12 protein-coding genes and 1 pseudogene are annotated in these 14,467 nt (G+C 58.2%); 6 read left to right on the forward strand and 7 right to left on the reverse strand.

Features of this window, described 5'->3' with window-relative positions; translation table 11 throughout:
- Positions 1-195: 195 nt before the first annotated feature.
- Positions 196-2,943, forward strand: a complete 2,748-nt coding sequence (locus GNG27_RS23510) for a nucleoside hydrolase-like domain-containing protein (RefSeq protein WP_197090525.1) — start codon at positions 196-198, stop codon at positions 2,941-2,943.
- Positions 2,944-2,996: 53 nt separating this feature from the next.
- On the opposite strand, the gene tyrR is transcribed toward GNG27_RS23510, so the two are convergent.
- The 7 genes and pseudogenes from tyrR to pspA all read right to left on the reverse strand — a co-directional run bounded on the left by tyrR (position 2,997) and on the right by pspA (position 8,761).
- Positions 2,997-4,538: a transcriptional regulator TyrR gene (gene tyrR, locus GNG27_RS12945; protein WP_106993113.1), complete on the reverse strand. Its 1,542-nt coding sequence runs from the start codon at positions 4,536-4,538 to the stop codon at positions 2,997-2,999.
- A gap of 128 nt (positions 4,539-4,666) precedes the next feature.
- Positions 4,667-5,716: pseudogene (locus GNG27_RS12950) on the reverse strand (TIGR01620 family protein).
- Positions 5,713-7,110, reverse strand: a complete 1,398-nt coding sequence (locus tag GNG27_RS12955) for a YcjX family protein (RefSeq protein WP_156263947.1) — start codon at positions 7,108-7,110, stop codon at positions 5,713-5,715. Before GNG27_RS12955 ends, GNG27_RS12950 begins: the two are co-directional and overlap by 4 nt.
- A 111-nt stretch (positions 7,111-7,221) precedes the next feature.
- Positions 7,222-7,440, reverse strand: a complete 219-nt coding sequence (gene pspD / locus GNG27_RS12960; protein ID WP_142489783.1) for a phage shock protein PspD — start codon at positions 7,438-7,440, stop codon at positions 7,222-7,224.
- Positions 7,441-7,454: 14 nt separating this feature from the next.
- The gene (pspC, locus tag GNG27_RS12965) at positions 7,455-7,814 is read right to left on the reverse strand and encodes an envelope stress response membrane protein PspC (RefSeq protein ID WP_142489784.1); all 360 of its coding nucleotides are present in this window, start codon (positions 7,812-7,814) and stop codon (positions 7,455-7,457) included.
- Positions 7,814-8,038, reverse strand: a complete 225-nt coding sequence (gene pspB, locus GNG27_RS12970; protein ID WP_106993128.1) for an envelope stress response membrane protein PspB — start codon at positions 8,036-8,038, stop codon at positions 7,814-7,816. The genes pspC and pspB overlap by 1 nt, the downstream gene beginning before the upstream one ends.
- A 54-nt stretch (positions 8,039-8,092) precedes the next feature.
- Positions 8,093-8,761, reverse strand: a complete 669-nt coding sequence (pspA, locus tag GNG27_RS12975; protein ID WP_156263948.1) for a phage shock protein PspA — start codon at positions 8,759-8,761, stop codon at positions 8,093-8,095.
- Between the two features lie 167 nt (positions 8,762-8,928).
- Between pspA and pspF the strand changes: the two genes are divergently transcribed.
- The 5 genes from pspF to sapD all read left to right on the forward strand — a co-directional run bounded on the left by pspF (position 8,929) and on the right by sapD (position 14,466).
- Positions 8,929-9,906, forward strand: coding sequence for a phage shock protein operon transcriptional activator (pspF, locus tag GNG27_RS12980; RefSeq protein WP_142489787.1), 978 nt, complete (start codon positions 8,929-8,931; stop codon positions 9,904-9,906).
- An 88-nt stretch (positions 9,907-9,994) separates the two neighbouring features.
- On the forward strand, positions 9,995-11,635 hold the full coding sequence (gene sapA, locus GNG27_RS12985; RefSeq protein ID WP_142489788.1) for an ABC transporter substrate-binding protein SapA: 1,641 nt from the start codon (positions 9,995-9,997) through the stop codon (positions 11,633-11,635).
- Positions 11,632-12,597 (forward strand): putrescine export ABC transporter permease SapB, encoded by a 966-nt coding sequence (gene sapB / locus GNG27_RS12990; protein ID WP_142489789.1) that lies wholly within the window; start codon positions 11,632-11,634, stop codon positions 12,595-12,597. Before sapA ends, sapB begins: the two co-directional genes overlap by 4 nt.
- Positions 12,584-13,474 (forward strand): putrescine export ABC transporter permease SapC, encoded by an 891-nt coding sequence (gene sapC / locus GNG27_RS12995; RefSeq protein ID WP_142489790.1) that lies wholly within the window; start codon positions 12,584-12,586, stop codon positions 13,472-13,474. Before sapB ends, sapC begins: the two co-directional genes overlap by 14 nt.
- A complete protein-coding gene (gene sapD, locus GNG27_RS13000) occupies positions 13,474-14,466 on the forward strand; it encodes a putrescine export ABC transporter ATP-binding protein SapD (RefSeq protein ID WP_142489791.1) in 993 nt (330 codons plus the stop codon). Before sapC ends, sapD begins: the two co-directional genes overlap by 1 nt.
- Position 14,467 lies beyond the last annotated feature (1 nt).

Raw genomic sequence — 14,467 nt, forward strand, 5'->3', positions numbered from 1 at the left:
CTCTGAACAGTGAGCGAAACACCACCCTATCACAAGCCGATCGACGGCTGAACAGGTATTCTTGCAGTTAACTTCATGTAATTAAAAAATTAAATGAGCAATTTAGAAAAATCATAAACCGGTTTTGCACCAGACTTATGCCAGGCTGCTTTTCATCCCTGAAGTGTCATAACTATAAAAACCTCTGGAGGAAATGTGGCGGCTCTGAAACTGAAAACAAAAGGACGGCGTATTTTTATGTCGCTGGTGATGCCCTTAATGGTCGTCGTTTATGATGCGCACGGCCAGGCCAGCGCTGCGGTTGGCTCGCCAGAAAACGTCGTAACGCCCAAACCGCGAGTGATCGTCTCCACGGATATTGGCGGGACGGATTTCGACGATTATCAGTCGCTTGTTCACCTGCTCATGTATGCGGACGCCATGCAGCTTGAGGGGCTCATCTCTTCGCCCTGGGGCCCGGTGCGCAACCGCATGACTGAGATCCTGAAGACAATCGATCGGTACGCACAGGATTACCCGAACCTGAAAACCTGGTCTGCCGATTATCCGACTCCGGATTATCTGCGGTCAATTACCCGTCAGGGCGGGATGGACTCTGCGCCTCCCGACGGTTTTAGCCAGCCCACCGATGGCTCGAAGCTCATTATTGAAGCGGCAAAGCGCCCTGACCCCCGTCCCCTCTGGATCCTGGTCTGGGGAGGCATTGACGATCTGGCGCAGGCCCTGCACGACGACCCGACCATCAAACAGAAGATTCGCGTCTACTATATCGGCGGGCCGAACAAGAAATGGTCTACTTCTGCGTATAATTACATCGTCCGGCATCACCCGGATCTGCACATCATTGAAAACAACGCCACCTACCGCGGCTGGTTCACGGGAGGGGATCAACGCAATGGCGTCGATGGTGCCACTTTCGTGGCAAAACATCTGAAAGGCCACGGCGCGCTTGGCGATTTCTTTAACGCCTATGGCGATGGCCAGCTCAAGATGGGCGATACCCCGTCGGTGGCTTATGTTCTTGGCCCCAACCCTGAAGAACCCACCCAGGAAAGCAAAGGTGGAGGACGGTTCGTGCGGGCATGGGATCGCCCGATGTACAGTTTTAACGCCACGCCCACCGCTGCCGATGTGGTGGAAACCTACGGTCTGGTTGAGCTGATCGTTCATCCCGACGGGCGTGCACCTGCGGGAACTAAGGCAGAGCTGGTAGTACCCACCTCCGCCTCGGCAAGCGATCGCTTCCCTGGCTTTGCGGCAGCGGATGGAAGCTGGCACTTCCGTTTTGTCTCCAAAGCCTCGCAAACGTGGAAATACACCATTGAGTCAAACTGGCCCAGCCTGGCAGACCCGATTGGCGGCAGCTTCACTTCAGTTCCTCCTGCGGCTTCCCGGGCGACGCAGCCCTCCGCCCGCTATCCAAACTGGTGGACAGACAATCCCGATCCCACCCTGAGCGAGGACGTGGCCCCCTTTGGTCCTCAGCACGGTATTAAGACCATAAACCAGTGGCGAGCCACCTATCTGGCCGACTTTGCAGCACGTGCCGACCGGCTGCTGCCTTCTTCGTCTGCAGCAAAAGAGGCCAGACAACGCCTGTTCGTGTTGACAGACATTGGTGACGATCCGGATGACCAGATGTCAATGGTGCGTTTGATGACCTACGCCAACCAGATGAACATCGAAGGGCTGGTCGCCACCTCGACAGGCAAAAATAAAGATCAGGTTGAGCCTGAACGCATCGTCGCCATCGTTAAGGGCTACGGCCAGGTTCGTGACAACCTGGAGCGTCACGAGCCAGGTTTCCCGTCAGCGGAGGCGCTGCTTAAAACCGTTGCCCAGGGATTACCCATCCACAATATGGCTGCGGTGGGCGAAGGCAAAGACTCGACGGGATCCGAGCTGCTGATTAAGGCCGTTGATCGCCAGGACGATCGTCCTTTGTGGGTTGCGGTCTGGGGCGGCCCGAACGTTCTCGCGCAGGCGCTCTGGAAAGTACGTCACACCCGCACAGCTGAGCAACTCGAACAATTTGTTGCCAAACTTCGTGTCTATGCCATCTCCGATCAGGATGACAGCGGCCCGTGGATACGCAAAGAATTCCCGTCGCTGTTTTATATCGTCTCACCGGGTCAGAACGCCGGAGGCGGCTTCCACCACGCAACCTGGATAGGTATTGGCGGCGACTATTTTCATGGTCGTTTTGCCGGAGCCGATTATCAGTTGGTGACCAACGAATGGCTGGATAAAAACGTGCGCAGCAAAGGGCCGTTAGGCGCAGAATATCCGCGCTGGAAGTTTATGATGGAGGGCGACACGCCTTCATTTTTAAACCTCATCAATAATGGCTTATCGGATCCTGAGCATCCGGAGTGGGGTGGCTGGGGTGGTCGCTACGAGCTTTACACGCCACATAAAGAGAGATGGTTTATGGCGCAGGAGACACGCCCGATCTGGACCAATACGCAGGATGAAGTGCTGGGGTTTGATAACCGCTGGCATACCACCAACCATGCGACAATCTGGCGCTGGCGCGGCGCGTATCAAAATGATTTTGCCGCCCGAATGGACTGGACCGTTAAGCCCTACAGTGAGGCGAATCACCCGCCGGTGCCGAAGCTCGATCATCCTGCCACCCTAACGGTGAAAAAAGGCGAACGCGTGCAACTCAGCGCGGTAGGTTCAAGCGATCCCGACGGGGATGCCCTCTCATATGAGTGGTTTGTCTACGCAGAGGCAGGAACGCGGGTGCTGTCGAACGCGGCAACCGGCATTATGTTAGACATTAAAAATGCCGACCAGCCGAAAGCCTGGTTCGATGTGACCGACGCCCGGGTGATGCCACCGGGAACCGGTACGATGCATATCATTCTGGCGGTTACCGATCATGGCACGCCGCGCTTAACCCGCTACAAGCGAGTGATTGTTAACGTTGAGCCATAACTACCCGCGTGGCAGGCATTATGCCTGCCACGTCAGTTCGGTTCAGATGCAGATTACTCGTCGCCTTTCTTCTGGCTCAGACCATACTCGCGCAACTTATTGGCGATGGCGGTATGAGAAACGCCCAGCCGTTTCGCCAGCTTACGCGTGCTGGGATAGTTACGATAGAGCTGCGTCAGGACCGAGCGTTCAAAGCGGCTGGTAATGTCATCCAGCGACCCTTCCATCGCCTCTTCGCCCACCGCCACCGTACCGGCGTCGTAATCGGGCAGTAAAATATCCTGCGGCCGCAGCTCATAGCCTTCAAGCTGGGTCAGTGCCCGATAGATCGCATTTTTCAGCTGGCGGATATTCCCCGGCCAACCGTAACGGGTAAGCACCGTATTGAGATCGGCCGAAAACTTCGGTCGAGGAATGCCCTGCTCATCGGCAAAGCGCGCCACAAAGAGTTCGGTCAGCGGCATGATGTCCTGCGGACAATCGCGCAGCGGCGGGATATTCAGCGTCAGCACGTTGAGGCGATAATAGAGATCTTCGCGGAAGACGCCCTTCTGCACCAGCTCTACCAGGTTCTTCTGGGTAGCGCAGATCACGCGTACATCCACATGCACCTCATGATCTTCACCCACGCGACGGAAAGTGCCGTCGTTAAGGAAACGCAGCAGCTTGGCCTGCATCCGCGGCGACATTTCGCCAATCTCATCCAGTAGCACCGAGCCGCCGTTGGCCTGCTCAAAGAAGCCTTTTTTGCCTTCCGGGGCGTGGCCGAACAGCTCGCTTTCGACGGCATCCTCCGGGATAGAGGCGCAGTTCAGCGCCAGGTAAGGTTTAGCCGCGCGCGGCCCCGCCTGATGTACCGCATGGGCCAGCAGATCTTTGCCGGTTCCGGTATCACCGGTGATAAGCAAAGGTGCCGCCAGATTGGCCAGCTTGCGGGCCTGCTCTACCACGTGACGCATTTTCGGGCTGACGGCAATAATCTGGCTGAAAGCGCCGACATCCTGACTCGACAGGTTTTGCAGCTGACGTCCCATGCGCACGGTGGAGCGCAGCATAATCACCGAGCCGGTCAGGGTGCGGTCGTCGTTATCGCCCTGCAGGTAAACCGGGGTGATCTCCATCAGGAAATTCTGCCCGTTGATGATCACATGCTCGCTGTGGGTTGACCGCGGATTGCTCTCCAGCCAGCGCTGGAAGTTGAAGCCGGGGATCAGCTGGGCGGCATTGTGACTGCTCAGCTTGTCCTGCTCCTGGGCAAACAGCTGACAGCTCGCCAGGTTGGCCCGGTCAATTTTACCTTTCAGATCCAGAGATAAGAACGGCTCAGGCATCGCTTCCAGCAGCGCGCTCAGGGCCAGATGCTCGCGCTCGGAGGGCATCCACGGCACGGTGCGCACGTCCGTAACGCCAGCGATACGGCGGATTTCAGCCATTAAGCTGCTGAATGTATCGAATGCAATTTCGGCAAAGTTCAGGTAAATCTTCCCGATAGGGTCGATCTCAATGCCGCGCAGATCAATGCTACGCAAAACAAGGAGATCGAGTAACTCGCGAGTCAGGCCGAGACGGTCCTTACAAAACACTTCCAGACGCATGGGAAAATCACTCTATAAGCCAGTAACCTTGAAATGATAAGCCAGATATCGGCGATCGGGAAGAAGGCTGTCAACAAATATTGACAGCCTGTGAAGCGAGCGGCGGAATTATGTGCGAGAAGGAAGAGCTACTGCGGTTTTTTGTTGAGCGTTTCTTTCAGCTGGCCGATTAATTCCCGGCGGAAATCGCCCAGCCGTGGTTTATCGTCCGCTGTCCACGGCAGAGGACGGCACAGCTCCATCGCTTTAATCCCCAGCCGTGCGGTCAGCAGTCCGGCGCCAATCCCCTGGGCTGCGCGGGCCGACAGACGTGCGGCCAGATCCTGCGACATCCAGTCCATACCCACCTCGCGCACCACCTCGCTGGCACCGGCGAAGGCCATATTAAGCAGCACCAGGCGGAACAGACGCAGGCGGCTGTAATAGCCCAGCTCAATGCCGTACAGGGTGGCGATGCGGTTAATCAGACGCAGGTTACGCCAGGCGATAAAGGCCATATCCACCAGCGCCAGCGGGCTGACGGCAATCATCAGGGTCGATTCTGCCGCCGAGCGGCTGATCTCCCTCCGCGCCTGGCTGTCGAGCACCGGCTGGACCAGATGGGCATACAGCGAGACTACCTCCCGGTCGTTCTGGGTTTCATGGATCGCGGCATACCAGCGTTGCAGCGCCGGATGCGACTGATCGAGCCCGGCCTGCTTCGCCAGTTTTTCGCAAAACGCCCGTCCGTTGCCGGTGCCGTGGCTGTGGAGCAGATCCCGGGCTTCGTCACGCTCGTGCGCGCGCTGGCGCAGTCGCCACAAGCGTCGCCATTCGGTAGCGACAGAACCCACGCCCGCCCCGACGATCAGCGCCCCGGCCGCACATCCACCCAGCGCCACCCAGTCCTGGGTCTGCCAGGCATTGATCGCCCACTGCACGCCCTGCCCCACCACCGTGACGCCGGTCAGCAGCAATCCGGCGCTGACCATTTTACGCCACAGGCTGCGTTTAGGCCGCAGGGCAGCCTCCACCACGGCCTCGGCCTGCCCCTCTTCGGCGGGGAGCATATCGGTTACCACCGGGGAAAACTGTTCTGCCTGAGTCGGATTAAAAGTCTGCGCCGCCTTAAAGGCCTCATGCTGTTACTGCTCCAGCGTACCGTTAAAATCCATGCGCGGTTTTAAGGGTTCGGTCATCGCAATTTATCTCCAATTAAAAACTCCAGCGCGGCATCAAGGCGAATGTGCGGCAGCGGCTGGTCAACATTCATTGTCTGGGGACGGAAAGCTTCGAACTGGAAGCCCTGCTTTTGCCAGAACGCCTGGCCAGGCAGCCGGGCGGGCACCTCGCCGGGATAGACCGTCAGCGGGGAGCCATCGCTCAGTCGATGTCCGCGCAGCGCCGGGATTTTATCGCCATTGACGTCTATCAAGCCGCTCTGGGTAGCCTGCACCGACGCCAGCCCCAGACAGTCCATGCTGATGCCTTCAAACGCCGCGTTCTGCCAGGCATCCTGAACCAGCTGTTGCAGGAGCGACACCATATTGGCGTGCTGATCCACCGTGACGTGATCCGCCTTGGTCGCGGCAAAGAGCAGTTTATCGATCACCGGGGAGAACAGACGGCGGAACAGCGTGCGCTGCCCGTAGTGGAAGCTCTGCATCAGTTGGGTAAGCGCGAGACGCATGTCATTGAAGGCCTGCGGGCCGCTGTTAAGCGGCTGCAGGCAATCCACCAGCACGATCTGGCGGTCGAAGCGTAAAAAGTGGTTGGTGTAAAACCCCTTCACCACTTTTTCGCAGTAGTAGTTGAAACGCTCGCGCAGCATCCCGGCGTTAGTGTGTTTATCCGCCTGGGCCAACTTCGATTCCCCAAAGGCGTCCACGTCCGGCCAGGGGAAGAATTGCAGCGCCGGGGCACCCGCCATATCCCCTGGCAGCACAAAGCGGCCCGGCTGGATAAAGTGCAGCCCCTCTTTTTTGCATTGATGCAGATAATCGGTCCAGGCCTCCGAGATGGCTGCCAGCCGGTTTTCGTCGGCGGGTGCCAGCGGATCAAGCCCCTCGCACAGCGTGCGCCAGCGGGCTGACCACTCTGCGCGTTGCCCCTGCAGCAGGCCGGTCATCTGCCGCGACCAGCTGAGGTAATCCTGAGTCAGCATCGGCAGATCGAGCAGCCATTCGCCAGGATAATCGACGATCTCCAGATAGAGGGTGGAAGTCTCTTTAAAGTGGCGAAGTAGCGAATCGTTGGAGCGATAGCGCAGCGCCAGGCGGATCTCGCTCACCCCGCGGGTCGGCGTCGGCCAGGTGGGCGGCGAGCCATACAGCTGGGCCAGCCCTTCATCGTAAGTAAAACGAGGAATGCCAAAATCGCGCTGCGGCACGCGCTTCACGCCAAGCAGGCGCTCTTCGCGCACGGCGCTCAGCAGGGGTAAACGCGCCCCGGCATGCAGATTAAGCAGTTGGTTGACCATTGCCGTGATAAAGGCGGTTTTGCCGCTGCGGCTCAGTCCGGTGACCGCCAGGCGCAAATGACGGTCAACCCCACGATTAACCAGAGAATTGAGTTCATTTTTAAGTCGCTTCATCGCCATCCTGTTCTGCCTGAAGGAATTATTGTTCTGAGAAATATGACATGGGGACAAGGAGAAGGGAATAAAAGTGCCGCAACGGCACGTCCAGCGCTGTGCCGTTGCGGTCTATTTCAGTTTACCGGAAAGACGGTTGGCGAGCTTTTTCAGCATCGGTTCCAGCGCCACCGCAAGCAGCATGCGGACGGGTTTGCGGGCGACAGATTTGATCGCCCACCCCGCCACGCCCGCCGGGCCGTACCGCAGTGCGGTCAGTAAAACCAGCTTCCCTGCAAATTTCAGGCCCGGCTTAACCTGCTGCCCGGCACGTTGCCAGCGTTGATTCATATCAGGTCTCTCAGTTAAAGCTGACGAAAACGGCTTCGCAGCGAGAAGGTATCAGAGGTGACATACCGCTCCATCTCACGCAGGCGTTGTTCACCTGCCGACAGTTGGGCATCCACCGCGTCCAGCAGTTCACTGCTGGTGGGGGCATTTTCATCGCCCATCGCGCTGTCCGGCATCGGATCCAGCACAAAGGATAAAATGATGTAGGCCACCAGGGTAATAAACGCCAGGCCAAAGAAGATGGAGAGCACCGTTACCACGCGCACCAGCTTCACCGGCACGTCGAGGTAGTGCGCCAGCCCGGCGCAGACGCCGCGCACCATCCCCTGCTGGGGGATACGCCACAATTTTTTGTTCAGGTTCAGTCCGGCCATTAGCGATCCCTCCAGTTCGGATGTTCCGCATCCAGGATGGCTTCCAGCGCCTGAATACGTTCACGCATTTTATTTGCGTCCTGGGTTAACTGCGCCAGGCGCTGTTGTTCACTTTGCGACAGCTCACTCCGGGAGGAACGGTTGCTGTAATGCAGCCACAGCCAGATTGGCAATACAAACAGCACGAAAATGGTCAGCGGAATGGCAAGAAAAAGCGCGCTCATGTCTACTCCTTGTCTTACGATGAGTGGCGGCGCCAGCCGGCGCCGCAGGTATTATTATTGATTGTCTTGTTTCATTCTGGCCTTCAGCGCGGCCAGTTGCTCGCTGATTTCATCATCGGCTTTCAGATCGGCAAACTGCTGATCCAGCGTCTTCTGTTTGCCAAAGCTGTGGCTTTCTGCTTCGGCTTCCATCTGATCGATACGGCGCTCAAATGACTCGAAACGGGCCATGGCTTCGTCAATCTTGCCGCTATCAAGCTGACGGCGCACGTCGCGTGAAGAGCTGGCGGCCTGGTGACGCAGCGCCAGAGCCTGCTGGCGGGCGCGGGTTTCGCTCAGTTTGTTCTCCAGCTCCGCAATCTCTTTTTTCATGCGGGCCAGGGTTTCGTCCACCAGCGTGACTTCCTGCTCCAGCGTGGCCACGATGTCGGTCAGCTTCTGTTTTTCGATCAGCGCAGAGCGGGCCAGATCGTCTTTGTCTTTACGCAGCGCCAGTTCGGCTTTTTCCTGCCATTCGTTCTGCTGGGCAGTGGCCTGTTCAATGCGGCGTGAGAGCTGCTTCTTCTCAGCCAGCGCACGGGCAGAGGTGGAGCGCACTTCGACCAGCGTATCTTCCATCTCCTGAATCATCAGACGCACCAGCTTCTGCGGATCTTCTGCCTTTTCCAGCAGCGAGTTGATGTTGGCGTTCACGATGTCGGCAAAACGAGAAAAAATACCCATAATTGAATCCTCACATTTTCTGTTATCGGGCTAAGCCCTGCTGCTTAGCTAATACAAATCCCGTGCCAACTTTTTATCTTATTGATTTTACGCAAGGTGATTGCTTTTTCGCCCGTTCCACCCTACTCTCGCTTAGTGAATCACACCAATAAATGGTTAATTTCATCATGGCTGAATTTAAAGATACCTTATTAGGGGAAGCCAACAGCTTTCTCGAAGTGCTGGAGCAGGTTTCCAGGCTGGCACCGCTGAACAAACCGGTGTTGATCATCGGCGAGCGCGGCACCGGGAAAGAGCTGATAGCCAACCGCCTGCACTATTTATCCGGGCGCTGGGACGGGCCTTTCATCTCCCTGAACTGCGCCGCGCTGAATGAAAATCTGCTCGATACCGAACTGTTCGGTCACGAGGCGGGCGCTTTTACCGGGGCGCAACGTCGTCATCCCGGGCGCTTCGAGCGCGCAGACGGCGGCACGCTGTTCCTCGATGAGCTGGCTACCGCCCCGATGCTGGTGCAGGAAAAGCTGCTGCGCGTCATAGAGTATGGCGAGCTGGAGCGCGTGGGCGGCAGTCAGCCGCTACAGGTGAATGTGCGGCTGGTGTGCGCTACCAACGCTAATTTGCCGGAGATGGTGGAGCAGGAGCGGTTTCGCGCCGACCTGCTGGATCGGCTGGCGTTTGACGTCGTCAACCTGCCCCCGCTGCGCGAGCGGCGCAGCGATATCATGCTGCTGGCGGAGCAGTTTGCCATCCAGATGTGTCGTGAGCTGGGGCTACCGCTGTTCCCTGGCTTTAGCCAGCGCGCCCGCGAAACGCTGCTCGATTATCGCTGGCCGGGCAATATCCGTGAGCTGAAGAACGTGGTTGAGCGTTCCGTCTATCGCCACGGCAGCAGCGAAACCGAGCTCGATGAGATTGTGATCGATCCCTTCAATCGTTCCACACCATCCCCTGTCGCTCAGCCCCACGCCACGGCTTCGCCCACCCTGCCGCTGGATTTGCGCCAGTTCCAGCAGACGCAGGAAAAGCAGCTGCTGGAGCAGAGCCTGCGGCAGGCTAAATTTAATCAGAAACGCGCGGCTGAGCTGCTGGGTCTTACCTATCATCAACTCAGGGCATTGCTCAAAAAGCATCAAATGCGCTGACAATATCAGCACTTATCCGCAGACATTTTTACGAAGCAGGTGTAAGTGCGATACACTTTGCAGATCGTCACTAAAAACCTTAAAAATTATGCGTCTGGTTTTCTCGTCCCTGATTGCGCTCGGTCTGTTAAGTAGCCAGGCTTTTGCTGCCCCCGTGCCTGCGGATCGCGCCGATATTCGCGACAGCGGCTTTGTCTACTGCGTCAGTGGGCAGGTCAACACCTTCAACCCGCAAAAAGCGAGCAGCGGTTTGATCGTCGACACTCTCGCCGCGCAGCTGTATGACCGCCTGCTGGATGTCGATCCCTATACCTACCGCCTGGTGCCGGAGCTGGCCGAGAGCTGGGAAGTTTTAGACAACGGCGCAACCTACCGTTTTCGTCTGCGCGACGATGTGAACTTCCAGACCACGCCGTGGTTTAAACCCACCCGTAAACTCAATGCGGATGATGTGGTCTTTACCTTCCAGCGCATTTTTAACCGCGACCATGCGTGGCACTACGTCAACGGCGGCAGCTTCCCCTACTTCGACAGCCTGCAGTTTGCCGATACGGTGAAAAACGTACGCAAGCTGGATAACCGCACGGTGGAGTTCACCCTCGCCCGTCCGGATGCCTCCTTCCTGTGGCATCTGGCGACGCACTATGCCTCGGTGATGTCCTCCGAATATGCCACCCAGCTGACCCTGCAGGACAAACAGGAGCAGATGGACCGCCAGCCGGTGGGCACCGGACCGTTCCAGATCGCAGAATATCGCGCCGGGCAGTATGTGCGCCTGCAACGCCATGAGAAATTCTGGCGCGGCAAACCGCTGATGCCCCAGGTGGTGGTGGATTTAGGCTCCGGCGGAACAGGCCGTTTATCGAAACTTCTCACCGGCGAGTGCGATGTGCTGGCCTGGCCTGCTGCCAGCCAGCTGACCATTCTGCGCGACGATCCGCGTCTGCGCCTTACGCTGCGCCCGGGAATGAACATTGCCTATCTGGCGTTTAATACCAATAAGCCGCCGCTGAACAACCCGGCGGTGCGTCACGCCCTGGCGCTGGCGATCAATAACCAGCGTCTGATGCAGTCCATCTATTACGGTACCGCAGAGACCGCCGCCTCAATCCTGCCCCGCGCCTCGTGGGCTTACGATAGCGAGGCTAAAATTACTGAATACAACCCGGATAAATCACGCGAGCAGCTCAAGGCGCTGGGGGCGGAGAACCTCACCCTGCAACTGTGGGTGCCCACCAGCTCCCAGGCATGGAACCCGAGTCCGCTGAAAACCGCCGAGCTGCTGCAGGCCGACCTCGCCCAGGTGGGGGTCAAGGTGGTAATTATCCCGGTGGAAGGCCGTTTTCAGGAGGCGCGCCTGATGGACATGAACCATGATTTAACCCTTGCCGGCTGGGCAACCGACAGTAACGACCCGGACAGTTTCTTCCGGCCGCTGCTGAGCTGCGCGGCGATCGATTCGCAGACCAACTACGCCCACTGGTGCCACCGCGAGTTTGACGACATTCTGCGCAAAGCGCTGTCTACTCAGCAGCTGGCGGCGCGAATCGATGCGTATGATGAAGCGCAAATGATTCTGGCTAAAGAGCTGCCGGTGCTGCCGCTGGCCTCTTCCCTGCGTCTGCAGGCGTACCGTTACGATATTAAAGGCCTGGTGCTCAGTCCGTTTGGTAACGCGTCCTTTGCCGGCGTTTCACGTGAGAATCAAGAAGAGGTGAAAAAACCGTGATTATTTTTACCTTACGTCGGCTGCTGTTGCTGCTGATCACCCTCTTCTTTCTGACTTTTGTCGGCTTCAGCCTGAGCTATTTCACCCCCCATGCACCGCTGCAGGGAGCCTCTCTGTGGAATGCATGGTGGTTCTGGTTTGAAGGCGTGTTGCACTGGGACTTCGGTGTCTCCAGCATCAACGGCCAGCCGATCGCCGAGCAGCTGAAAGAGGTGTTCCCTGCGACCATGGAGCTGTGCATTCTGGCATTCGGCTTTGCGCTGGTGGTCGGGATCCCGGTCGGGATGCTGGCCGGAATCACCCGCAACAAGTGGCAGGATAAACTTATCAGCGCCATCGCCCTGCTCGGCTTTTCAGTACCGGTATTCTGGCTGGCGCTGTTGCTGACGCTCTTTTTCTCGCTCACGCTTGGCTGGTTGCCGGTGTCCGGGCGTTTCGACCTGCTGTATGCGGTGAAGACGGTCACCGGTTTCGCGATTATTGACGCCTGGCTCTCAGATTCGGTCTGGCGGCATGAGATGATTATCAGCGCCGTGCGCCACATGGTGTTGCCGGTGCTGGCGCTGGCCGTGGCGCCGACGACTGAGGTCATTCGCCTGATGCGCATCAGCACCATTGAGGTGTTTGATCAGAACTATGTTAAAGCCGCTGCCACGCGCGGGCTGTCGCGGCTGACGATTTTACGCCGCCATGTCCTGCATAACGCCCTGCCGCCGGTGATCCCGCGTCTTGGCCTACAGTTCTCCACCATGTTGACGCTGGCGATGATTACCGAGATGGTCTTTAGCTGGCCGGGTCTGGGGCGCTGGCTGATCAACGCCATCCGCCAGCAGGACTACGCCGCCATCTCCGCTGGGGTGATGGTGATTGGCGCACTGGTGATTATTGTTAACGTGATATCCGATATTTTGGGCGCTATGGCTAACCCGCTGAAACATAAGGAATGGTATGCCTTACGATAGCGTATACAGTGAAAAGCGCACGCCCGGCGCGTTGCGCACCGCGTGGCGTAACTTCTACGGCGACGCCACGGCAATGATCGGCCTGTACGGCTGCGGCGGCCTGGTGCTGCTCTGCATCCTGGGATCCTGGTTTGCCCCCTACGGCATCGACCAGCAGTTTCTTGGCTATCAGCTGTTACCCCCCTCCTGGTCGCGTTACGGCGAAGTCTCCTTCTTCCTCGGTACCGATGACCTCGGCCGCGATGTTTTAAGCCGCCTGCTGAGCGGCGCGGCACCCACGGTGGGCGGCGCCTTTGTGGTCACCCTGGCGGCCACCCTGTGCGGTCTGGGGCTGGGCATTGTCGCCGGGGCGACCCACGGCCTGCGTTCGGCGGTCACTAACCATATTCTCGATACCCTGCTGTCGATTCCGTCGCTGCTGCTGGCAATCATCGTGGTGGCGTTCTCGGGGCCGCACCTGATCCACGCCATGTTTGCGGTGTGGCTGGCGCTGCTGCCGCGCATGGTGCGCTCGGTCTACAGCCTGGTTCACGATGAGCTGGAAAAAGAGTACGTGGTTGCCGCTCGTCTGGATGGCGCCACCACCTTAAACATTCTGTGGTTCGCAGTGCTACCCAATATCGCCTCCGGGATGGTCACCGAGATCACTCGCGCCCTGTCGATGGCGATCCTCGATATCGCTGCGCTCGGATTTCTCGATCTGGGCGCGCAGCTCCCTTCTCCGGAATGGGGGGCAATGCTGGGTGACGCGCTGGAGCTGATCTACGTAGCCCCCTGGACGGTGATGCTGCCGGGCGCGGCGATCATGATTAGCGTGCTGCTGGTTAACCTGCTTGGCGACGGCATTCGTCGCGCCATTGTGGCGGGGGTGGAATAATGCCGTTACTGGATATTCGCAATCTGACGATTGAATTTAAAACCGGCGAAGGCTGGGTGAAAGCGGTGGATCGGGTCAGCATTACCCTGAGCGAAGGCGAGATCCGCGGCCTGGTGGGCGAGTCGGGTTCGGGCAAGAGCTTAATTGCCAAGGCCATTTGCGGCGTGGCGAAAGATAACTGGCGCGTCACCGCTGACCGCATGCGCTTTGACGATATCGACCTGCTGCGCCTCTCCGTTCGCGAGCGACGCAAGCTGGTGGGCCACAACGTGTCGATGATTTTTCAGGAACCGCAGTCCTGTCTCGATCCGTCGGAGCGGGTGGGGAAACAGCTGATGCAGAACATTCCCGCCTGGACCTATAAAGGCCGCTGGTGGCAGCGTTTTGGCTGGCGTAAACGCCGGGCCATCGAGCTGCTGCACCGGGTGGGGATCAAGGATCATAAAGATGCCATGCGCAGCTTCCCCTATGAGCTGACCGACGGCGAGTGTCAGAAAGTGATGATCGCCATTGCGCTCGCCAACCAGCCGCGCCTGCTGATTGCTGACGAACCGACCAACGCGATGGAGCCCACCACCCAGGCGCAAATTTTCCGTCTGCTTACCAGGCTTAACCAGAACAACAACACGACCATATTACTGATCAGCCATGACCTGCAGATGTTGAGCAAATGGGCGGATAAGATTGACGTGATGTACTGCGGGCAGACCGTGGAAACCGCCGGTAGCGAGGAGCTGGTGACCATGCCGCATCACCCCTATACCCAGGCGCTGATCCGCGCGATCCCTGATTTTGGCAGCGCTATGCCCCATAAAAGCCGCCTCAATACCCTGCCGGGGGCAATTCCGCTGCTGGAACATTTGCCGATCGGCTGTCGCCTCGGACCGCGCTGTCCGTATGCGCAGCGGAAATGCATTGAAACCCCGCGCCTGGCCGGACCGAGGAACCATTTGTTTGCCTGCCATTTCCCGCTGAACATGGAGAAAGAGTGAC

Source organism: Leclercia sp. 119287 (assembly GCF_009734485.1).
Lineage (GTDB): Bacteria > Pseudomonadota > Gammaproteobacteria > Enterobacterales > Enterobacteriaceae > Enterobacter > Enterobacter adecarboxylatus_C.

Excerpts from the sequence above, each read along its gene's own strand:
- pspC (WP_142489784.1), bottom strand. The coding sequence starts at position 7,814 with ATGGCCGGACTGAACCTGAACAAAAAATTGTGGCGTATCCCCCAGCAG.
- sapC (WP_142489790.1), top strand. The coding sequence starts at position 12,584 with ATGCCTTACGATAGCGTATACAGTGAAAAGCGCACGCCCGGCGCGTTG.
- pspF (WP_142489787.1), top strand. The coding sequence starts at position 8,929 with ATGGCTGAATTTAAAGATACCTTATTAGGGGAAGCCAACAGCTTTCTC.
- sapD (WP_142489791.1), top strand. The coding sequence starts at position 13,474 with ATGCCGTTACTGGATATTCGCAATCTGACGATTGAATTTAAAACCGGC.
- pspB (WP_106993128.1), bottom strand. The coding sequence starts at position 8,038 with ATGAGCGCGCTTTTTCTTGCCATTCCGCTGACCATTTTCGTGCTGTTT.
- GNG27_RS12955 (WP_156263947.1), bottom strand. The coding sequence starts at position 7,110 with ATGAAGCGACTTAAAAATGAACTCAATTCTCTGGTTAATCGTGGGGTT.
- sapA (WP_142489788.1), top strand. The coding sequence starts at position 9,995 with ATGCGTCTGGTTTTCTCGTCCCTGATTGCGCTCGGTCTGTTAAGTAGC.
- tyrR (WP_106993113.1), bottom strand. The coding sequence starts at position 4,538 with ATGCGTCTGGAAGTGTTTTGTAAGGACCGTCTCGGCCTGACTCGCGAG.
- pspD (WP_142489783.1), bottom strand. The coding sequence starts at position 7,440 with ATGAATCAACGCTGGCAACGTGCCGGGCAGCAGGTTAAGCCGGGCCTG.
- pspA (WP_156263948.1), bottom strand. The coding sequence starts at position 8,761 with ATGGGTATTTTTTCTCGTTTTGCCGACATCGTGAACGCCAACATCAAC.